Origin of the sequence: Capilliphycus salinus ALCB114379 (assembly GCF_047276495.1) — a bacterium.
Classification (GTDB): domain Bacteria; phylum Cyanobacteriota; class Cyanobacteriia; order Cyanobacteriales; family Microcoleaceae; genus Capilliphycus; species Capilliphycus salinus.
This window is the reverse complement of the sequence record NZ_CP178543.1, coordinates 402,333-424,568: the sequence shown is the minus strand read 5'-3', so window position 1 is coordinate 424,568 and position 22,236 is coordinate 402,333. Positions and strand designations below refer to the sequence as shown.

Below are 22,236 nucleotides of genomic sequence, written 5' to 3'. Positions count from 1 at the left end.
AATGATTATTGATTAGTCGGATATCATCTTACCCGAAATTGTCACCAAAATTGACTGGATAAGGTGGGTTACGCTTCGCTAACCCACCCTACGAATTGGCTTTGATAATTTCGTCGTCTAAACTAAAATCAACCTCACCTTTATCTGTCATCTGATAATCATTTTGAAACGAATCTTTCAACCCCGAAATTAAATCAAATTCCGGTTGCCAATTTAACTCATTCATCGCTTTGTGAACGTCAGCAAAAAAGTGTTGAACCCGCAACGGGAAAGGCTTTTTCTTGCCAAAATCAAACTGTTTGGGGTCGTAATGAACGATGTTTAAATCTTCTGCCGATTTCCCCGCAGCAACCGCACAGGCACCCGCCAAACCGTCGAAAGTAACGTAACGTTCGCCAGAGATATTATACACCTGACCGATAGCGTTTTCATTCCCTAAAACGGCAACCATTGCGTTGGCTAAATCTTTCACATGACCCAACTGAGTAATATGGAGTCCGTTACCGGGAATGAGAATAGGACGGTTGTTAACAATCCGATCAAAAAACCAGGATTCTAAAGGGTTATAATTTTGAGGACCGTAAATATAAGTTGGGCGAATAGATGTCCAGGGTAATTGCTGTTCTTGTAAGTAAGTTTCGGTTTCGTATTTGCCCGAATGACGGCTTTTCGGGTCAATTTTATCGCCTTCAATATGGGGCATTTCCGGGGATTTTAAATAGACTCCAGCCGAACTCATGTAAACAAAATGTTTGACTTTTCCTTTGAATAAATCGGCGAGGGGTTTGGTATCGCTGAGTTCCCGTCCGTTGTTGTCAAAAATGGCATCAAAGTTTTCGTTGGCGAGTTTTTCTTTGATTTGGTTTGCGTCGGTTCTATCGCCGTGTATTTGTTGAATTCCGTCCACAGGTGCGGGTTTATTTCCTCGGTTAAATAAAACGACTTCGTGACCTTGTTCGACTAAGATTTGAGTTAAGTAAACCCCGATAAAACGGGTTCCGCCCATGATTAAAATTCGCATTTTGATGTCCTGTTTGTGTTAGGTGTTGTTTTTAGTCTATGTTGATTTTACTATGAAATACTTAAATATTTTTTACCCGTGCTTCTAGATTTTTGATCCCCCCTTGCCCTATTTGATCCCCCCTTGCCCCATTTGATCCCCCCTCGCCCCATTTGATCCCCCCTCGCCCCCCTTTGAAAGGGGGGAATAAGAGAAAGGTATAAGCTTAAAAGTCCCGCTTTCTAAGGGGGATTTAGGGGGATAAAAGTCCCGCTTTCTAAGGGGGATTTAGGGGGATAAAAGTCCCGCTTTCTAAGGGGGATTTAGGGGGATAAAAGTCCCGCTTTCTAAGGGGAATTTAGGGGGATGAATCTTTTTTTAGTAGGTTAAAACGGTGCGAATGGATTCGCCTTTGTGCATCAACTCGAAGGCATCGTTAATTTGTTCGATGGGTAAAACATGGGTAATTAAATCATCAATATTAATTTTACCTTCCATGTACCAATCGACAATTTTAGGAACGTCCGTTCTTCCTCTGGCGCCTCCAAAAGCCGAACCTTTCCAAACTCTCCCGGTGACTAATTGAAAGGGTCGGGTACTAATTTCTTGTCCGGCACCGGCGACGCCAATAATAACGCTAACGCCCCAACCTTTATGACAGCATTCTAACGCCTGACGCATGACGTTAACATTGCCAATACATTCAAAAGTGTAGTCGGCGCCGCCTTTGGTTAAATCAACTAAATAAGGCACCAAATCCCCTTCAATTTCTTTGGGATTCACAAAATGGGTCATGCCAAATTTTTCAGCAATTTCTCGTTTTGCGGGGTTAATATCAACGCCAACAATCATGTCCGCCCCGACCATTTTCGCCCCTTGAATCACATTTAATCCAATGCCACCCAATCCAAAAACAACGACGTTCGATCCGGGTTCAACTTTGGCGGTATAAATCACGGCGCCGATACCCGTTGTTACGCCACAACCGATATAACAAACTTTGTCAAAAGGCGCATCTTCGCGAATTTTTGCAACCGCAATTTCCGGCAATATGGTATAATTTGAAAAGGTAGAAGTTCCCATGTAGTGATAAATTTTTTCGCCATTTATCGAGAACCGACTGCTACCATCGGGCATTAATCCTTTACCCTGAGTTGAACGAATTGCTTGGCATAAATTGGTTTTCATACTGAGGCAATATTCGCACTGGCGACACTCGGGCGTGTAGAGGGGAATGACGTGATCGCCCGGTTTGAGGCTTTTGACGTCCGGCCCGACTTCGACGACCACTCCCGCCCCTTCGTGGCCGAGAATTGCCGGAAATAGCCCTTCTGGGTCGGCGCCGGAGAGGGTGTAGGCGTCGGTATGACAAACGCCTGTAGCTTTAATTTCGACCAAAACTTCTCCGGCTTTGGGGCCTTCGAGTTGGACGGTTTCTAAACTTAACGGTTTGCCCGCTTCCCAAGCAATGGCGGCTTTTACATCCATAGTTAATTTTTCGCTGCATTTTTAATTATAAAAGCCAATGTGTTAGCCGACTTTGAGTTAAAAAAACTTAAAGTTAGGTTTAAAGAACGGGGTTAATTAACTGAGGTAATTTACCTTCTCCTGAGTTGCAGACCTAAAAACCCCGTTTCTGTTGTACGGGCAACGAGAAACCGGGTTATTTTGTAAATTCTATTTTGCATTTTCTTACTTGACTGAGTTTTTGATGGAAATTTGTTAAAATAGAAATAGAGACAGATTAAAGTTATTGTTCGCTACATTAAGTTTTTTTTGAATAGGTAGCCGGGGTTTGAGTTGGAGTTTTGTAATTGATTGATCGGTCAAAAAACACAGTATAAGAACCGAGAAAAACCTGGAGGAAAGTGAAAATGACTGTGCAATTTACAAATCGAACTGAAGCGGGTTGTTTACTCGCATCTCAACTGAAAGAATATGCAAATCGTCCCGATGTAATTGTTTTGGGGTTGCCGCGTGGTGGGGTTCCTGTGGCTTATGAAATTTCGCGATCGCTTTGTGTTCCTTTAGATGTTTGTTTGGTGAGAAAATTGGGAGTTCCCGCCCATAAAGAACTGGCAATGGGCGCTATAGGACAGGGAAATGCGATAACAGTTAATCAGGATATTATCGAATCTTGGCAGGTTTCTCAATCGGCTTTTGAGGAAGTTTTAGCCGCAGAAAAACAAGAGTTACAACGGCGTTATCATCTGTATGTCGGGAAGCGTTTACCTGTGAGTTTAAAAGGTAAAATTGTGATTTTAGTTGATGATGGTGTGGCGACGGGTTCGACAGTTTTTGCAGCCCTTGAAGTCATGCGATCGCATCAATTCAAAGCAATTGTGGTGGCGGTTCCCATTGTCCAAGCTTCCACTTGTGAACAACTTGAAGAACAAGTGAGTAAAGTGGTTTGTTTGGCAAAGCCTCAACTGTTGAGGGCGATTAGTTTTTGGTACGAAGATTTTTCGCAAACTTCCGATGAAGAAGTGCAGGAACTTCTTTCAAAATCTAGGCGAGAATTATCGGCTGTCTCTCATTTAAACTAGATTTTATATGATCTCCGACTAATCAATAATTATTCTGTAGGGGCGGGTTCGACCGGAATCTTTACTACTACTCGGAGATTGAGATAAACCCGCCCCATCCCATAACAGGATTAATCAACCTGAAATGATATTACTTGAGATAAATCAACAGATTTAATCCCGGAATTGTGCGGGAAAGTGTCCAGAATAAAAGAATCAGATAAAGAACACCTAAACCCCATTGATACCAGACCAAACTAGCAACAATTCCGGGTAGGTGTTCATCTCTTAGGCGGAGATCGTTGAAGCCAAATTTCAGGAAATTATTCAGGCTAAAATCATAATAATTTAACCAACTCCAACCCCTATCCCACAAGATGGGCATATAGCGATCGCGAAAGAAAATAAATCTCGGCATTAACGGTAATCTACCGATCATTAATCGCAATTGTCGCTGACTGGCATCTTCGGTAAGATAAGATGAATCTAATAAGTTATGATTCCGTCCTCGGTAATAGAGAAATCCCACTAAAACACCGGGAATGGGAACAATAAAAGCAGCCAAACAAAGTAAAGTTAGAATTGGGTTAGTCGATACACTAAAGATTTGAGTTAAACCAAAAGAAGTTAAAAGTCCATAACTGGTTAACATCCAAATTGTTTCTGAAAATTCGGGTAAAATTGGGGTGGGATGTCGGCGTCTGACCCGATCAACAAACCAAAAGACTAAGCCAAAATAAGCAATGGCAATAATACCGACTCCGGCGACCAATTCAAAACGGGTTCCATAGCCGCTTAAGAGTAAGAGTACACTCAATTCTAGCCAATGTAAAGCGGTGTCAATACTTTTGAAAAACGGGAGAATGTAGCGGTCAAAAATGACCTGTTTCCATCCAATTTTTGCCTCATCTTCCCGGTTTCCCTGATAACGATTGGCGACAACGCGATCGTAAACTTTGATATAAGTTGCCAAGTCTATTTCATCTAATTTCAAAATTTCGGTTAAGTTGCGAAAAGGTTGTTTAATTCTGGTTTGATAAATTGCATCGGCTTGATCGCGAGTAAACCCGGCGTAAATTAACCGAGATATTGAAGCGGTATTTAAGTCAACGCCAAAAATATTTCGTTTAAATTGTTTGAGTAACAATTGAGCTTTTAAATATTCAATTTTATTGGCATCTTCGATTTGTTCTTGTTGGCGGAAATTTTGAATTAAATTGCGAAGTAAGTTTTCATTTCCTTGTAAGGTTTTAACGGTAATAACCCCGCCAATAATACCCGGATCGCCCATAATTTGAGCCGAATTTGAATCAAACATTAAATCAGAAACGTTAATTTCGGTTAATCCACCAAATCCCGCATCACTAAAATCAATCACCCCTTGAATACTGGCTTCTCGCAACGTCAAACCTTCATTAAACCGAGCATCTCGAAAATCAACAGATTCTTCAAAAATCCCCTGTTGAAAGCTTACAGAATGAGTAAAGCGGGACTTAGAAAAAATCACCCGACCTTGCCACCAAGATTCACTTAAATCGGCTTCTTCATCCCAAAGAATACTTTGAAAATTAGCAACATCTTCAAAATGAGCCTGATTAAAACTAACATTTTTAAACCGGCTATCTTCAAAATTGCTAAAGGCTTGAAAATTGGTTTTATCAAATATTGCCGGACTTAAAAATATTGTATTGCTAAACTTTGTTTTATCTTTAAATACGGCTTTGTTAAAGTTAGCCGTTTGATTAAATCGAGTTCCCGTCCAAGTGGTTTCTTGAGTAAAGATTGCCTCTTGAGCGTCCAAACCCCTCAGAAAAAAGGCTTGTTTAAAATCAACATTTCCTTCAAATTCAGTATTTTTAGATTGAAAACGACCCCGAATAACGGTAATTTTAGGAAGGGTAACGGCACTATTTTCTGGGGATTGATTTCGCAGGGAAAGTTCGGCATCTTCCGAATTTAATATTTTCAGTTCATCGGAGGAAAAAATAGAGAATAATGTTTCTTGAAGTAAAGGAACTCTCACCCCGATTCTACTGCCGTTAAAATCCCCTTTGATAATAGAATTGCTGAGATTTAAACCGACTGTATTTTCAGAATTTTCAGATTGATTAAGTACATTTTGAATTTGTTTATAAAATTCTTGGCTAAATTCAGCATTTTCGGGCTGTAAATCAATAATAAAGTTTTGCAGATCGACCAAACAAAAACCATCTTGAGTGACGGGATTTTTAACCTTTTCTTGTAAGATTTCTAGGGTTAAGGGTGTTTTTCCGGGGGGTGAATCTTGTGCTAAAACCGGAGAAGATAACAGCCCAGATATTGATAAAAACATTAAAGTAATAACTGCCCAATTGATCCCGCGACGGACGAACCGAAATAAACTCAAATCAAAAATACTTTTTCGGCATAGGTTCTTCTTCAACTTTATAGATTTTAAAACCCCGTTTAAGATAATTATCAAGAGCATAAACACTATCTAAATTACAAGTATGCACCCAAAGACGTTGTATATTTTGGTTCCAAGCTTTCGCGATCCCATGACTGAGTAAATATTTTCCCAAGCCCCGACCACAATAACCCGAACGTAAACCAAAATAAGCAATTTCTGTCGATTTTTGACACTGACTGAGTTCAATATAACCTGCGGGCGCTCCATTGACATATAAAACATCAATACTGGTATCCGCACTAGCCAATATATCAGTTAATTCTCCATCGCTCAATAATAACCGATCCCGCCAACGCCAAGCCTTCCCCACTTCCCGATATAAAAAGCGGTAAAATTCGCGATCGGGAGTTTCCAAGCCCAAAATAGAAACGCCTTGAATATTTTCAATAACAGCCGGTTTAAACTCAGCCGGATCGGTCATTTCTAGATAAGTTGTAACTAACGTTTCAACCATTAATTTTCAGATTGAGTATTCGGATAAAAACCCAGTTTATTGGATAAACCGGGTTTTTCAAGCTGAATGAGATAAATTTACAACATCAATTAATCCATTGTTAACACATATTTCCCGGTCATTCCTCCCGCTTCTAAATTTTCATGGGCTTTCATCGCTTCAGCCAGGGGATAAACATGATTCACATGAATTTTCAGTTTTTCCTCATCAATTAAACGCGCACATTGCTGAAGAATTTTAGCCTGATCTTTTTGTTCGTCAACCAACCCCTGTAACATCGGAGTTAGCATTAATTCCAAACCTATTCTTAGATTCCGTTTGCGGGCTTCTTTTAAATTTCCCAAACTGGTATCCGGTTCTAAAATCGTTACCAAATCCCCATAAACTTTAACCGCTTCTACAGTTTTGAAAAACGTATCTTTTCCCACCGTATCAAACGCCAAATCAACCCCTTCGCCATCCGTCCAGTCTAAGACTCGCTGAACAAAATTGATCTGTTTATAATCAATCACCAAATCCGCACCCAACTGACGCACAAAATCCGCATTTTCTGATGAAACAGTTGTCGCAACTTCCGCCCCTTGTAGCTTGGCTAATTGTATCGCCACATGACCGACACCACCTGCTCCGGCATGAATTAAAACTCGTTGTCCGGGTTGCAATTTTCCGCGATCATAAAGAGATTCCCAAGCGGTAATTAACACTAAAGGCGCCGCCGCCGCTTCTGCAAAACTAATTGATTCGGGTTTTTTGCTGACAAATTTTTCATCAACAACTGTTAATTCCGCATAATTTCCTGTTTCATCTCCCAGCCCACCGTCACAAAAATAAACTTCATCCCCCACTTTAAATTTTTCTACATTTTTACCCACTGCTTCCACGATACCCGCCCCGTCACATCCTAAGATAGCGGGCATTTTTTCGGGGTAAAATGTTCCTCGACTGCGAAGTTTTGTGTCTATGGGATTGACTCCTGCGGCTTTCAGGCGAACCAAAAGTTCTGTATCCGCTTTAATTTTCGGTTGTGACACCTCTTTCAGCTTGAGAACTTCTGGCCCGCCTGCTTGCGTCATCACAATGGCTTTCATAACGATTTTATCTTTTGATTGAAGAATACCTAAGAATTAATCTACCGCTTTTTCGCTGTCCTGTAGAGGGGACTCAGCCAAAAAGTTTGATAACCAATGGTAGACGGATTGTAATATAACTGTAGTATAATGAAGCGGGAAAACAAGGATACCCCATCCGTTAGGAAAAAATTACTATTATTAACTTTGGCTGGAAAAATAGAGGTCTAAAAATGCGAAAATTAAAATATTATGTTGCAACCAGTTTGGATGGATTTATTGCACACGAAGATGGTTCATTTGATGGTTTTCTGTTTGAAGGTGAACAGGTTGGCGATTATTTAGACTCGTTGAAAAATTTTGATATCGTGTTGATGGGACGCAAAACCTATGAAGTCGGTTTAAAAGAAGGAAAAACGAACCCTTATCCGATGATGAAAAGTTATGTTTTCTCGCGAAGCATTCAAGAAAGCCCCGACGAAAATGTTGAGATTGTTTCGGAAAATATTATCGAACTTGTGACAAGTTTAAAGCAAGAAACGGGTCAAGATATCTACCTCTGTGGCGGTGCGAATTTAGCGACAACCCTGTTTGATGAAAATTTGATTGACGAAGTGATTATCAAGTTAAATCCTTTTCTGATGGGGTCGGGAATTCCTCTATTTTCCGGTAAAATTCAACAAACCGCTTTAGAACTGTTTAACAGCAAAATTTATGAGAATGGCGTTGTATTTTTGTATTATCAGGTAAAAACCCAAGAATATAGCCCTCTGCGATCGCGATAACTGTACATCCCAAAAACCCGGTTTCTATTGATAAACCGGGTTTTGAATCTAAATAAACCCAATCTAACAGTTATGAAAAAAGTAGACGTTGTTCCGCCCAACCCAAACTGGAAACAAGATTTTCAGAAAGAATCACAACAAATTGCTAATATTTTCGGCGAAAATGCGATCGCAATTCATCATATCGGTAGCACCTCCATTCCCGGTATTTACGCCAAACCTGTGATTGATTTGTTAGTGGAAGTGAAAGAGATTACAAAAGTTGACGAAAAAAATGCCGAAATGGAGTCATTTGGGTATACAATAATGGGAGAGTTTGGCATCGTCGGGCGTCGATATTTTCGCAAAGACAACTCGGTAGGAATTAGAACCCATCACGTTCATGTGTTTCAAGTCGGTTCAGCCGAAATTAAACGTCATCTGGCTTTTCGAGATTACATGATCGCCCATCCAGAAGATGCTCAAAAATATAGTATTTTAAAACAAGAACTCGCGGCTAAATATCCCCATGATATCGAAGCCTATATGGATGGAAAAGATAGTTTTATTAAAGAAATGGATAAAAAAGCGATTGAATGGTTTGGAGATGGGGGTTAAATCGATTTAACAATTGATTGAAAAAATAGTTATCTTGACCCGACTAAAGAGATAGTATAAAATCAAAAAATGGTTCAATTATCCTCTAAATCTTTAACGTTTGAAACCTTCATTGAGCAATTTGGAGATGAAGAACGCTACGAATTAATTGTCGGTTATTAAAAACCCGGTTTCTTGGAGAAACCGGGTTTTTGAGGTCGGTTTATAGCGATCGCACTACATCGTCAAAGATTGAGGATTGGTTTCAATTAACGTGGCTAAATCTTGCAAGAAAGCCGCAGCATCAGCCCCGTAAATAATGCGGTGATCGCAAGTAATATTAACCTGCATTTGTCGCTTAACACCCATCATTCCGTCATCAGTTGCTACCACTTGCGGACGAGAAGCGCCAATCGCTAAAATCGAACCTTGACCGGGTGGTAAAATCGCATCAAAGCGATCGACCCCAAACATTCCCAAATTCGATAAAGTAAACGTTCCGCTATTATATTCGTCCGGTTGTAACTGTTTCGCCCGCGAACGTTCAACCAAATCTTTCCAAGTGCGAGACAGCGAATAAATATCAATTTGATCCGCATTTTTCAACACCGGCGTAATCAAACCGCCATCCGCCATCGCCACCGCAACAGCAACATTAATCGCAGAACTGTATTGAATCCCCGACTCAACATAACTGGCATTCACCAACGGATGCTTCTGCAACGTCACCGCCACCGCCTTCGCCAACAGCGCCGTCATGGTCACGCCCTTGGACTTAATTTGCTTATAAAGCGCATCCAAAGCATCTGTAGTAATCGTATACCCGACGCGGAACGAAGGCACTTGCAGACTCGCCACCATATTTCGCACCACCGCATTTTGCAGGGTGTTCATCGGTGTGGTTTGGCCGGCCGTTGCCGCCGCCCTAACCGGTTGGGGCGCAGGAGCAGGCTTTGCTTGCGTCTGTGGCTGATGGAACACGGGAGGAGCCGAGGGGGTAGCCGCAGGTTGTTTTGGAGCCGTCTGAGCCGATTTACCCGCCGCAGCTTCCACATCTTCGGCGACAATCCGACCGTGAGGGCCGGTACCGTGCAGCTTGCTCAAATCAACCTTTAATTCTTTGGCCAGTTTGCGGGCGCGAGGGGAAACAATAATCCGACCATTACGACGGCTGGCGCTTTGGGCGGTTGTCGTGGCGGCCGCAGAAGCGGCGACGGGTTCGGGTTCGGGTTTTGAAGTTTCAGCCGGACTGGGAGCAGATTCCGCTTTCTTCCCGCTAGACGCCTGCTGTTTGGCGAATTCAATTTCCGCCTCAGTTTCCGCAATTAAAGCAATAGTCTCGCCGACTCCGGCAACTCCCCCTTCGGGTACGAGAATCGTCGCTAAAAAGCCCGAATAGAAGGCTTCTACATCCATATCCGCCTTATCGGACTCGACAACGAGAACCGTTTCTCCTTTCTCAACTTGATCGCCTGCCGCTTTTTGCCATGAAACAATTTTACCCTCTGTCATCGTTGAACTCAGGGCCGGCATGAAAACTTCGTGAATCATAGGTGTGTGGTGTTTGGAATCGTTAGAAATGGAACATCAAAAAAATTGTAAAAGCGTTTGGGCATCAGTGATCAGTGATCAGTTATCAGTTATCAGTGACCAGTTTTTACAGTGATCAGTGATCATTTAAGAGGCAAAAGTCGGGAGTCGGCTGTAGGGGCGGGTTCTGTCACAATGTATGTTTTCCCACAAATAACTTTTATAAACCCGCCCCGGAGTCGGGTGTCGGGTGTCGGGTGTCGAGAGTCGGGTGTCGAGAGTCGGGAAAAAACTGTCCCCTGTTTTCTGTTCCCTGTTCCCTAATAACTGGTGACTGGTTAGGGCGGGTTTATATCAGTTGTCTGTGGGAAATGATCAATTTATTCTGAACCCGCCCCTACATGACACCTGACACCTGACACCAGAGACCTGACACCTGTTCACTGGACACTGGTCACTGGTCACTGATCACTGCTGACTGATTAAATCTCGCCGCGAATTTCTTCAATTACGCCATCGCGCAACAAGATTTCGACTTGCATTTTGCGAATCAGATTATCACCCTGTTCAACGGCAAATACACTTTCAATTTGACCTTGATTTACTTCTTGTTCAAGCTCCATATTTTGAATTTGTTGCAGTTGTTGTAAGCTCTGATTTTTTTGATCGAGCAACTTACTTTTCTGTTCGTTCACCTGAACTTGAATACTTTCAATTTGCTGCATCACTTCCGGGCCGGGAGGCTGAATAGTTTGTTTTTTTAATTCAGCAATCATCCGCTGTCCTTGCATTTCTAGCTGCTGCAACTGACTATCAAGTTGGTTAATTTGAGCTTGGAGTTGCTGTTGAGCTTCTTCTCTCCAGCGGGGTGTCACAATGGCTTTGACATTAATTGCTCGTTTCAGAAGGAGTTGATTTTTCGAGATATCCATGAGTATTTTGCCTGTTTATTGTCCCTGTCACTAATAACGGATACTAGCGAAAAAAACAGATGATCTGGGGATTTTTAGAGTTTACAGTTTACAGTGACTCCCGATCGCAAATCGAGGTTTGCGGATATTAGGTGTTGGGTATTGGGTGTTGGTGCGGGGGTTCACTTTCCCTAAACCCAAAACCCTAATCCCTAAAGCCTGCCTGCCTCAAGAGTGCCTGTTCCCCTCTCTAGTTAATACATTCCGTCAATCATATCGCGGTAACGTTCCATTACAACAGGACGCTTGATCTTCAGAGTTTGAGTCAGCATTCCATTTTCCATCGTGAACGGCTCCAAAATCAAGCGAAACGGGCCGATGCGATCGTCAACCCGATAACTGGGACGGTTTTTCACCTCTCGGTTTAACTCCTGACGATACAAATTCTGAACGGGTTGGCTTTCGAGATCGAGCGCTTCGCTATCGTTAGCCGAGTCCGAATTGGGTAATTTCAGCTTCAGGTTTTGACCGCTCGCCCATTTTTCCAACGCCTCAAAATTCGGCACAATTAACGCCCCCAAAACCTTTTGATCCTGACCCACCAAAACCATTTGGTCAATATACGGACTGCGAACACAAGCATCTTCGATCGGCTGCGGTTCAATATTTTCGCCATTGCTCAACACAATCGTATCTTTCGCCCGACCGGTCAACACCAAATCATTTTGTCGCGTTAACCAACCCAAATCTCCGGTATCAAACCATCCATCGGGATCGATCGCCTTCGCCGTCGCTTCGGGGTTCTCAAAATAGCCCTTCATAATCTGTGGTCCCCGTGCCAACACCAAACCCTTTTCTAAGCGAGGAAACACCCGCCGAGTTTCCGGATCGACAATGCGAATTTCCGTCTGGGGAATGGGTTTTCCAGCCGATCCTCTCAGGTTGTGGTAAGGACGCCGAGCCGTTAACACCGGCGAAGTCTCCGTTAACCCATAGCCAACCAGCAACTCAATCCCCACAATCTCATAAAACGTCTCCAGGTGCATCGCCAGAGAACCGCCTCCACTGATGGCAAATTTAAACATTCCCCCGGTGGCGGCTCGAATTTTTTGGTACACCAACCGATTGGCTAACTGATGTAACGGGGCTAACACCAACATTTGCAAGCGGGCGATCGCTTTTTGGGGGGCCGTTGGGGATGTGGCTTCGAGTGTTAATCCCTGAACCACCCGACGAGCCAAAACATACTGTTCGCTCATGTTAAAACAGAATTTGGCAATCTTTTGACGGCTGGCGGGTTGTTCGCTTAATTGCTTTTGAGCCGCTTCATAAATCGATTCCCAAATGCGGGGAACGCTCGTCATAAAACGGGGTTTAAACTCTTTGAGATCCTGTTTAAAATAGCGAATATTGCTGTAAATCTGAGTACAGCCTCGCGAGAGAAAGAAATATTGTCCGATGCGTCCAAAGCTATGCCAAGTTGGAAGTAAACTCAGAACACTGTCTCCAATTTCCGGTTGCAGGACATCGGGAATGCTATTGAGTTGATGGAGTAAATTTCCGTGAGTCAGCATCACCCCTTTCGGTTTTCCGGTGGTTCCCGAGGTGTAGAGTAATGTCGCCAAACTGTCTTGACCGTATACCGCCGGTCTTCTCAGGGTATAGTCTCCTCCCCGATTTAATAATTGCGGAAAGTTGACCACCGGTAAAGTCGGTATTTCGCCGGAGTCCGGTTCTTCATCGGAAAGCAAGATAATAAACTTGATGGGTAAATCTTCAATACTCGATCGCAGACGTTTGAGCAAACTCAGATCTTCAACGACTAACCCCACACTGCCGCTATCTTTGAGAATATAGACTAATTCTGCCGGATCTGCCGTCGCTCCCCGGACCACATCGGCCGCCCCTGCGGTCATAATTCCTTGGTCGGCGATCATCCAACGGGGACTATCATCGGCAAATAAAGCCACCCGAGTTGGTAAGGCTTGTTCGCTGACGGCTTCGACACCTAAGGTTTGTAGTCCGGCCCGCAAATTGTTGAATTTGCAGCCAGAGTTCACCATAACTGAGGATCACTTCCGGTTGACAGTGAGGATCGTGGAGGGCTATCCCTTGACCGACTTTTTTCGCTAAAATCGGCCACATTTCCGGTAAAGCGCGAATCGAATTATAGTTGAGATCGGATGAGGGGGGTTTATTCATAGAAACAGATTGTAAGAGATCAATTGATTGGGTAGCAGGTCGTCAGGAGTCACAGTTGAGGGCTGAGAATTCCCCTTTCTTGAGTTCAAAGTTTCTGGAGGACTGATGCACATCTCGACGGAGAAACCCGGTTTGTCGTTAAACTTCCTTTTAAAAACCCGGTTTATGCCTGAGTCCTGTTTTTGATTGTCAACTCCAATCTTCCTTTTAATTATCCTATCTCTACTCCCAGATCGCTCATTTACCTGATCGGACAGATTTTTTGCTGTCAGTTCCCCGCATCAAATCTTAACGCTTGGCCTCGAACTTCCGTGTTTAACTGACCCCGATCGTAAACCACTTGACCGCCAACGACGGTCATAACGGGCCACCCGGTCAGGTTCCAGCCTTCAAACGGACTCCAGCCGCATTTGCTTAACAGTTGTTCGGCTAAAACTGGCCGATAGGTGTTTAAATCGACTAAAACTAGATCGGCATCGTAACCCGGAGCGATCGCCCCTTTGTTTGGGATTTTATAATGTTTGGCGACCGCCGCCGACATCCAGTTGACCACTTGGGCGATGTTACAGTGTCCCTGTTCGGCTTGGGTTAACATTAACGGTAATGATGTCTCAACTCCGGGCATTCCCGAGGGAGAATTGGGGTATTCTTGGGCTTTTTCTTCTAAGGTGTGCGGGGCGTGATCGGTGGCGATAAAATCAATCACTCCATCCCGCAAGGCTTGCCATAATATTTTATTGTCTTCTGGCGATCGCAAGGGGGGATTCATTTGGGCTTTTGTGCCGATAGTTTCGTAGGCGCTGGTATTGAGGAGTAAATGTTGCGGCGTGACTTCTGCGGTGATCCAAGCGGGTTTCTCTTGTCGCAAATATTCGGCTTCGTCTCCGGTTGATAGATGTAAAATATGCAGTCTTCGTTGATATTTTTTCGACAGTTTACAGGCGAGTTGAGTCGCCAGCAATGCGGCTTGATTATCTTGAATTTGAGAATGAATTGCCGGATCGTGAATTCCCGCAAATTCTTGACGGCGTTGATTAATTCGGGCTTGATCTTCGGCGTGAACCGCAATTAAGCGATCGCCGCGTGCAAAAATTTCTTCTAAAATGTCTTCTTGAGACACCAACAGCGCCCCTTTCATCGACCCCATAAAAATTTTAATTCCCGGCGTCGGATTGACGGATAATAAATCTTCTACATTTTCCCCCGTTGCCCCAATAAAAAAGCCATAATTCACCAAACATTTTTGACTAGCCCGCTGTAATTTATCATCTAAAGTGGCTTGATTTGTGGTCAGAGGGCGAGTATTTGGCATTTCCAAAAAAGAGGTAACACCGCCTTTTGCACAGGCACAACTGGCCGTAAACAAATCTTCTTTATGTTCTAAACCCGGTTCTCGGAAGTGAACCTGGGGGTCAATTACGCCTGGTAACAAGGTTAAACCTTCGGCGTTAATTTCTAACGTATCGGTATCGCTCGGATCGAAGGAAACTTCCGCCCCCACTTCCACAATTTGCGAACCCCGAACCTTAACATCTCCTAACAAAAATTCACCATCCGGTAAAACAATTGTCGCTTGACGGATTAACAAACCACTAGGATTTGACATACCATTACTTTTACACTCAACAGTTATCAGGTTACAGCAAACCCGTTCACAAGTCGGAAGTCGGGAGGAAACAGTGACCACCTCACCAGTAGGGGCGCATGGCAATGCGCCCGGATAAACAGCCCGATTATTGCCTATTCCCCCTTCCCCCTTCCCCCTTACCCTTTCCCCCTTCCCCCTTCCCCCTATTCCCTGAAAAAGGAACCTTTCCAAACGGTTAGGCATCAAAAGGATATGGGCGATCGCCTGTTCAATTTGGTAGGATGGATTACATCACCCGATTAGATTAAGCTGTACAAGATACAGTAACAAGATTGAGTCTGTTAAAAGTCTATGCTGCGATTGAGTCCCAATTTCGACAAAGTTGTAATTTCTGCACTATAATTCATTTCACACCTCAGATTAACAACTTAAAAATTCTTGTCCGCTTTATAAACCATTCTTAACTGCTTTGACATCCGGCCTATGAGTAGCCTCCCAAATCAAGAGCCACAGAATCATCACTCACCTCAAGAGCATTCAGAAAATGCCTGGGTTGAGGGATTTAAAACCATCGGACTCAGTATTGTTTTAGCCTTGGGGATTCGTACCTTTGTCGCGGAAGCCCGCTATATTCCCTCGGGGTCAATGTTGCCGACCCTAGAGATTAACGATCGCCTAATCATTGATAAATTGGGCTACAAGTTTCAAGATCCCGATCGCGGAGATGTGGTGGTCTTCTCGCCGACGGAGCAACTCAAAACTCAGTACAAAGACGCTTTTATTAAACGGATTATTGGTTTACCGGGTGAAGAGGTCGAAGTTCGAGATGGACTGGTTTTTATCAACGGTCAACCCCTAGCCGAAAAATACATCGCCGAAGAACCCCAATATAACTGGGGGCCTGAAAAAGTCCCGGAAGATAGTTATCTGGTTTTGGGAGATAACCGCAACAATAGCTATGATAGCCACTATTGGGGTTTTGTTCCTCGCGATAATATCATTGGCCGGGCCGTCGTCCGCTTTTGGCCGCCTAACCGGGTCGGCGGACTCGATGAAGCGCCTTTGTATGTTTCTCCGCCATCAGCAAGCGAGAATAATCGGTAAAACCCAGAAATTTTGAGGATTTGTTGGGTTCGGAACTTGAACGGAGAACGCTCATATTATTCTCTTAACATTTTATTTTTTTATATTGCTCTATCTGTTGAGATGTTGGTACAATAACCACATAGCACAGGTAGAGTATTTTCGTGGGTAAAATCATAGAAACCTGTGGTATTTTATAGCGTTTCTCATCCGCGCTTGAGGGTACTGATTCGCGATATTTACTATGGCTAGAAGCGCCTTTTACCCAAAGCATAAAGTTTTGTACCTCCCGAGTTATGAGAACTGCTATAACTTGACGGATTAAGAAACAAACAAGCTGAGAAGCTAAGGAAAGTCGTTATGACTTCACACCAAATTGATCGCTACGTCACCTTCAAAAACATCAACTGTGATGGCATTGCTCGCCGTTTGGTTGACCGAATTCAGGAACATCTAGACCATTCATCCCAAGCGAGTCCTTGGTTAGAATACTTCAAAATAAAATTGATTGAGCGTCAAGCAATGGGACAAGATGAACTCTTTTTCGTCGGCAGCCAAGTGAATAATATTCGAGCTTTCTTAGAGCAATGTGAAGATATTGAAGCCTTGAATTTACTGGATGAGGTTGAAGAAAATTGCTGTTAAACAGCTTTAAACTTCATTGATTTGTCCGAAGATAATGGTTTTTTAGGCTGAAGTCGCGGAAGCAACGCTATAACTATTGCGTCCGTTTTTTTTGGCTTGATAAAGAGCGTCATCGGCGAGTTTTAAAAGGAATTGGGGAGAATCGGTAGCAGTCGGAATAATGCTACTAATCCCCAAACTAACGGTAACAACCTGACTAATCAGAGAATCTGCATGAGGGATTTGTTGCTGTAAAACTCCGATGCGTATCCGTTCGGCCACAGAAACGGCACCTTTTATATCAGTATAAGGTAAAATAATCGCAAATTCTTCTCCGCCGTAACGAGCCACCAAATCCGCCGCTCGTTTGACAGACTCATAAAGAGTTTGAGCCACTTGAACTAAACAATCATCCCCCACCAAATGACCGTAATAATCGTTATAACGTTTAAAATAATCAACATCGCATAAAATCAACGATAATGGTAACTGTAACCGTTGCATTCGCAGCCATTCTTGTTGTAATCTATGGTCAAAATGCCGACGATTGGCAATCTGGGTCAATCCATCAAGATTAGCTAATCGTTGAAGTTCTTGGTTTGCTAATTGAAGTTCTTGCTTAAGTTGGGCTTGTTGGAGCGGAAAACTCAACTGAGTTGCTACAGCTTGAACTAATTTTAAAATCCGATTTTGACAGGGACTCGCCTCGGTTTGATAAAAAACCAAAATCGCCAGTAAGTTATCGCCGGCGAGAATCGGTACTCCAAAAGCGGCTTTTAGTCCCGCTTCAACAGCCAATTGAGTCCGCAAATAAACAGAATCCGAACAACTCGAACAATCTTCTATCCATTCGGGTTCCTGAGATTGCCAAATTCGTCCCGGTAATCCTTGACCGAAAGCAAAGGTAATTAAGCGACTTTGCTCTTGAAATCTCTCTAGCGCCGGGTGAGAAAACCGGTTAAACTGGGCGACATATTCTAAAACTCCGTTTGCTGGGTTGGGTAGCCAACCTTCGCCGTAGTCCCAAGCAATATTTTGACAGACCACATCTAAAACTGTACTAATTGCTTCTTCGAGGCTTTGTGATTTTTCAATCGCCCAAGTTGCTTCAAGTAAAAATTGGGTTTCATGTTGAGCCTGTTGTAATTGTTGATTCTGCTCGATTAACATTTGGTTTTTTTGTTGGAGTTGTCTTTGTAAAGTTTGCAAAGAAAGCTGATAGCGAATGCGGGCTAGAACTTCTTCGGCTAGAAAAGGTTTAGTCACATAATCATTTCCGCCAATTTGAAAGCCTTTGACTTTATTAATGCCATCGTCCAACGCACTAATAAAAATCACCGGAATGTTCTGGGTTTCGGGATTCGCTTTTAACTGTTCGCAGACGGCAAAGCCATTCATTTGGGGGCATCATAATATCCAGTAAAATTAAGTCGGGTTGAAAGCGACTTAAACTTGATAAAGCTAACTTGCCACTGGTCACCAAACGAACTTCATAACCTTGTTTGGTTAAAATTCGTTGTAACAAATGTAAATTCTCGGGTAAATCATCTACAACAAGAATTTTGGGAGTTTCTACCTGGTCTAAAGGTTTACCGGAATCTGTCATTAATCTTCTTCCTCTGCTTCAAGTAAGTCGAGAATGGATTCATAGTTAAAGTTATCCGTATGGTACTTTAGATAATTGGCAATTTCTTCTTGCTCTGCAAATATTTCTGCAATCAGGCTATTAATTTCTTCGGCATCGAGGGAGAGTAATGCTTCTGTTAGCTTCAATTTCCAATCCGCTGATAAAGTTGCAAGTTGAGACTGTATCTCTGAAAATTTATTGTCTCCCCGAAAGGATTGAGATGGAAGAGGAAACTCTTCATAAAGATACAGCGCTCCCAGATATTCTGCTATTTTATTCAAAATCTGTGTCACCTGTAAAGGCTTCTGAACAAAATCATCACAACCGGCTTGGAGAGCGGCTTCTTTTTGATTGTTAAATGCGCTTGCGGTTAAAGCAATAATTACGGTTTCAGTCAAAGAATCAGCTTGATTTTGCTGTTCGAGTTGGCGAATTTGCCGCGTAGCTTCATAACCATTAAGCACGGGCATTTTTAAGTCCATCCAAATCAAATGCGGTTGAAACGTTTGCCATTTTCCAACGGCTTCTAAACCGTTGTTTGCCATTTGCAGTTCAAACCCCACAGGTGCCAAAATTTGTTCTAAGAGTTGGCGATTGTATTGCTCGTCATCTACAATTAAAATCCGATAAAGAGGTTGATTGGGTTGCAAGCCGATCACTCGTCGGGTTGGGGAATCATTTTCGGGGATCATCTCTGCATCATCAACGGGTAAAACAGGCAGTTTCACATCAAATACTGTCCCCAATTTGGGCTGAGATTTGACCCGAATTCGACCGCCAAAGAGTTGAATATAACCGTGACAAATTGCCAATCCTAGACCTGTTCCTTGTTGAGATTTAATTCCAGATTGAGTCTGTACAAACGGACGAAATAGATTATAGAGTTCGTGGGCTTCTATACCGACGCCCGTATCACTCACTTTAAAATGAAGTTCCACGCTAGAGGTTTCACCCATCAAACAGGCTGAAAAGGTTTTACTCAATTTGGCTTCCAGAGTTACACATCCTTGATTGGTAAATTTGATTGCATTACCGAGCAAATTAATTAAAATTTGACGCAATTTAACCCGGTCGCTTTTAATATAGCGGGGGAGATTTCGACTAATATTAAACGTCAATCTTAGATTTTTTTGAGAGGCTTTTAAGCTAAAAAAATCTTTGAGTTCTTCAAGTAACTTCCACAAATCAAAAGCTTCTTCAATTAAAATACTCTGTCCGGATTCGATTTTCGATAAATCCAGAATCTCATTAATTAAACTCAAAAGATGTTCGCCACTGCGTTGAATAATGTTAAGATTATTCTGTTCCTCTAGTGTTAGGTTGGCACTTCCGTTGATCAGTTGAGCAAAACCCAAAATTGCATTAAGAGGAGAACGTAATTCGTGACTCATATTGGCTAAAAATATGCTTTTGGCTTGGTTGGCAACTTCAGCCGCTTCTTTGGCTTTCACTAACTCCGCTTCGGTGGCTTTGCGATCGCTAATATCAATCGCCACCCCGACAAGCCGAGTCACTTCCCCCTGAGAATTGACCATTGCTTTCCCTTTAGCCAACATCCAAATATTTTCGGGATAGCCCGTTAAACGATGCTCAACTTGAAATTCGCCTTGATTTTTGATAGCATTTTCTTTAGCTTCTACGGCGCGATCGCGATCTTCGGGATGAATACCTTGAGGAGCAAATTCTAGGGGAAATTCCCAAAAATTGGCTTTCCAATTGTCCGCAATATTTTCACCCCAACCTTTAACTCGTTGGGTCATTAAATCTTCTTCCCAACAAATAATTCGTCCGGCTTCTAGGGTTCTATATAGCCTTTCTTGACTTTCTTGTAAAGCAATTTCAGCCTGTTTGCGTTCGCTAATATCAAGACTCACACCGTGCCAAACCGTTTCGCCATTTTCGCGGCGTTTGGGGCGAGAATTTCCCAAAATCCATCGGATTCTACCCGAAGATAAAATCTGTCGCCATTCATAAGAAAAAGGGGTGAGATTTCGCATACTCCTGGCTGCGGCTTGGTCATATTTCGGACGATCTTCCGGATGAATTTTATCCAATAATAGGTTAGCATTCGCCAGGACTTCTTCGGGTTCTACCTCGAACAAATCGCGGCAAGCTTCGCTCAAATACTCAAAAGCATATGTACCATCTAACCGGGCGACCAAAGTATACATCACACCCGGTAAATTGCTGGCAATTAATTGCAGTCGTTCTTCACTTTGCCGCAGGGCATCTTCTGCCCGTTTGAGTTCAGTAATATTGCGAATACTGGCAACAACACCTGAAATTTCTCCGTTCAATTCCCGATAGGGAGTATAGGTAATACTCATAAATTGTTTTTGGTGTTGGGGATATTCGCACCAGCGTTCATATTGAATGGTTTCCCCTGCTAAACAGCGATCTAGTTTGGGTTTTGCAATTTGATTAAATCCCGTTTCCCCGATGATTTCACTCACCAAATGTCCGATCACTTCTTCTTGAGTTTTATGATGCCAGTTTAAATAAGCTTGATTGACCAATTGATAGGTGTAGTTGCGATCCACCAAACCAATACCATCGGAGGTTGCGGCGATAATGCGTTCGTAGCGTCGCAAATTTTTCTCAGCCTGTTTGCGTTCATTAATATCTTGAATTTGGGCGATATAATAGAGGGGTTCTTGCCGTTCATTCCGAACCAATGAAACATTGAGTTGTATCCAGACAATCCCTCCGTTTTTATGGAAATATCGCTTTTCCATTTTATAGGTGCGAATTTTTCCGGCAACTAGCTGTTTAGCATAGTTTAAATCTATCTCTAAATCTTCAGGATGTGTAATTTTTTGAACGGTTAATGAAAGTAGCTCTTGTTGTTGATATCCGGTTAGTTCACAGAGAGATTGGTTTACTTTTAAAAAATTACCTTCTAAACTCACCAGCGTCATGCCAATCGCTGCATCATCAAAGGCTCTGCGAAAACGTTCTTCACTTTCTTGAAGTTTTTGTTCGGCTTGTTTGCGTTGATTAATATCGGTGGCAGTTCCAACAATTTGTTTAATATTCCCTTGCCGATCTTTGAGCGGGGTTAATGTTGTTAGAAACCAATTGTCTTTACCTTGTAAGGGCAAATATTCTTCAAAAGTAATTGTTTTTCTAGCAATTAGACAACTTCGCAACTGTTGATTTATCCAATTGACGACGGCAGGAGGCATAAACTCATCGGGAGTTTTTCCGGCAACTTCTGAAGTGGAAAAGCCGGATAATTTTTCGGCTGCCGGATTGTAACTTACATAGCGACATTTTTCATTTTCTCCAACATTAATTACAAAAATTCCTTGTTCAACGCCTTCGTAAATACTCTGTAGAAATTGGGTTTTTTCTTCTAATTCCTGATTCAGCAATTGTAATTGTTTCGGACTGGGTAAAGCTAAAGCTTGGGGAATAATCGAGATTAACTGAAATGCGGTTATCATAGAAACGATAGCCGTTAAAGCTTTCATCACTCCCGAAATCCAATAAATCGGGTACCAAAGCGTAACGATACTGAGGAAGTGGGTTGTACCACAAGTCACAATAAATGCCGCAAATAGAAACCAAACTACTCTAAAAGGAGCGTCCTGTCGTTGGTTGAGTAGGCGTAATAAAGCAATAGGTATGAAGTAATAGCTTAAACTAATCAAAGCATCGGAGACGAGATGTAAGCTAACCAGGGAAGGTTGCCACAGGTAACAGTGACCGTGCGGAATGTAAATTTTAGTTAATAAAAAAAATTGCCAGAATTGTAACATGATTTTTCATCTAATATTTGAGGATGATTCTAAAAAAGTTTTCCGGTTATTAAT

General features: G+C 42.6%; 16 protein-coding genes and 1 pseudogene. 5 read left to right on the top strand and 12 right to left on the bottom strand.

The features are described from left to right. Nucleotides 1–88 precede the first annotated feature (88 nt). Together ACL6C3_RS01835 and ACL6C3_RS01830 are read right to left on the bottom strand one after the other, a co-directional pair. A complete protein-coding gene (locus tag ACL6C3_RS01835; protein WP_413164798.1) occupies nt 89–1,021 on the bottom strand; it encodes an NAD-dependent epimerase/dehydratase family protein in 933 nt (310 codons plus the stop codon). Between the two features lie 357 nt (nt 1,022–1,378). Next, a complete protein-coding gene (locus ACL6C3_RS01830) occupies nt 1,379–2,488 on the bottom strand; it encodes an S-(hydroxymethyl)glutathione dehydrogenase/class III alcohol dehydrogenase (protein ID WP_413164795.1) in 1,110 nt (369 codons plus the stop codon). Nucleotides 2,489–2,874: 386 nt separating this feature from the next. On the opposite strand from ACL6C3_RS01830, the gene ACL6C3_RS01825 reads away from it, so the two are divergent. Continuing rightward, on the top strand, nt 2,875–3,546 hold the full coding sequence (locus ACL6C3_RS01825) for a phosphoribosyltransferase (RefSeq protein ID WP_413164793.1): 672 nt from the start codon (nt 2,875–2,877) through the stop codon (nt 3,544–3,546). Nucleotides 3,547–3,676: 130 nt separating this feature from the next. Here the strand turns inward: ACL6C3_RS01825 and ACL6C3_RS01820 are convergent, their stop codons facing one another. The 3 genes from ACL6C3_RS01820 to ACL6C3_RS01810 all read right to left on the bottom strand — a co-directional run bounded on the left by ACL6C3_RS01820 (nt 3,677) and on the right by ACL6C3_RS01810 (nt 7,516). Continuing rightward, entirely contained in the window at nt 3,677–5,857 is a 2,181-nt protein-coding gene (locus ACL6C3_RS01820; protein ID WP_413164790.1) for a pentapeptide repeat-containing protein, read from the bottom strand. A 55-nt stretch (nt 5,858–5,912) separates the two neighbouring features. Further along, nucleotides 5,913–6,428, bottom strand: coding sequence for a GNAT family N-acetyltransferase (locus ACL6C3_RS01815; RefSeq protein WP_413164787.1), 516 nt, complete (start codon nt 6,426–6,428; stop codon nt 5,913–5,915). Nucleotides 6,429–6,517: 89 nt separating this feature from the next. Beyond that, nucleotides 6,518–7,516 carry a zinc-dependent alcohol dehydrogenase family protein gene (locus ACL6C3_RS01810; protein WP_413164784.1) on the bottom strand — a complete coding sequence of 333 codons (999 nt, stop codon included), beginning with the start codon at nt 7,514–7,516 and terminating at the stop codon, nt 6,518–6,520. A 212-nt stretch (nt 7,517–7,728) separates the two neighbouring features. Between ACL6C3_RS01810 and ACL6C3_RS01805 the strand changes: the two genes are divergently transcribed. Both ACL6C3_RS01805 and ACL6C3_RS01800 read left to right on the top strand, forming a co-directional pair. Continuing rightward, nucleotides 7,729–8,280 (top strand): dihydrofolate reductase family protein, encoded by a 552-nt coding sequence (locus tag ACL6C3_RS01805; protein ID WP_413164781.1) that lies wholly within the window; start codon nt 7,729–7,731, stop codon nt 8,278–8,280. 72 nt (nt 8,281–8,352) lie between these two features. Further along, nucleotides 8,353–8,877 (top strand): GrpB family protein, encoded by a 525-nt coding sequence (locus ACL6C3_RS01800; RefSeq protein WP_413164778.1) that lies wholly within the window; start codon nt 8,353–8,355, stop codon nt 8,875–8,877. Between the two features lie 216 nt (nt 8,878–9,093). On the opposite strand, the gene ACL6C3_RS01795 is transcribed toward ACL6C3_RS01800, so the two are convergent. The 4 genes and pseudogenes from ACL6C3_RS01795 to ACL6C3_RS01780 all read right to left on the bottom strand — a co-directional run bounded on the left by ACL6C3_RS01795 (nt 9,094) and on the right by ACL6C3_RS01780 (nt 15,105). After that, nucleotides 9,094–10,407: a dihydrolipoamide acetyltransferase family protein gene (locus ACL6C3_RS01795; protein ID WP_413164775.1), complete on the bottom strand. Its 1,314-nt coding sequence runs from the start codon at nt 10,405–10,407 to the stop codon at nt 9,094–9,096. A gap of 461 nt (nt 10,408–10,868) precedes the next feature. After that, entirely contained in the window at nt 10,869–11,318 is a 450-nt protein-coding gene (locus ACL6C3_RS01790) for a YlqD family protein (protein WP_413164772.1), read from the bottom strand. A gap of 233 nt (nt 11,319–11,551) precedes the next feature. Beyond that, nucleotides 11,552–13,499 (bottom strand): annotated as a pseudogene (locus ACL6C3_RS01785) (AMP-dependent synthetase/ligase). 268 nt (nt 13,500–13,767) lie between these two features. Next, a complete protein-coding gene (locus ACL6C3_RS01780) occupies nt 13,768–15,105 on the bottom strand; it encodes a dihydroorotase (RefSeq protein ID WP_413164769.1) in 1,338 nt (445 codons plus the stop codon). Nucleotides 15,106–15,570: 465 nt separating this feature from the next. Between ACL6C3_RS01780 and lepB the strand changes: the two genes are divergently transcribed. Together lepB and cowN are read left to right on the top strand one after the other, a co-directional pair. Next, on the top strand, nt 15,571–16,191 hold the full coding sequence (gene lepB, locus ACL6C3_RS01775; RefSeq protein WP_413164766.1) for a signal peptidase I: 621 nt from the start codon (nt 15,571–15,573) through the stop codon (nt 16,189–16,191). Between the two features lie 339 nt (nt 16,192–16,530). Then, nucleotides 16,531–16,815, top strand: coding sequence for a N(2)-fixation sustaining protein CowN (gene cowN / locus ACL6C3_RS01770; RefSeq protein WP_413164763.1), 285 nt, complete (start codon nt 16,531–16,533; stop codon nt 16,813–16,815). 42 nt (nt 16,816–16,857) lie between these two features. Here cowN and ACL6C3_RS01765 read toward each other — a convergent pair whose 3' ends face one another. The 3 genes from ACL6C3_RS01765 to ACL6C3_RS01755 are packed head-to-tail and all read right to left on the bottom strand — an operon-like array spanning nt 16,858 to nt 22,182. Further along, a complete protein-coding gene (locus ACL6C3_RS01765) occupies nt 16,858–18,192 on the bottom strand; it encodes a diguanylate cyclase (protein WP_413164760.1) in 1,335 nt (444 codons plus the stop codon). After that, nucleotides 18,119–18,400: a response regulator gene (locus tag ACL6C3_RS01760; RefSeq protein ID WP_413164757.1), complete on the bottom strand. Its 282-nt coding sequence runs from the start codon at nt 18,398–18,400 to the stop codon at nt 18,119–18,121. The genes ACL6C3_RS01765 and ACL6C3_RS01760 overlap by 74 nt, the downstream gene beginning before the upstream one ends. Further along, entirely contained in the window at nt 18,400–22,182 is a 3,783-nt protein-coding gene (locus ACL6C3_RS01755; RefSeq protein WP_413164754.1) for a PAS domain S-box protein, read from the bottom strand. The genes ACL6C3_RS01760 and ACL6C3_RS01755 overlap by 1 nt, the downstream gene beginning before the upstream one ends. Nucleotides 22,183–22,236: the final 54 nt, after the last annotated feature.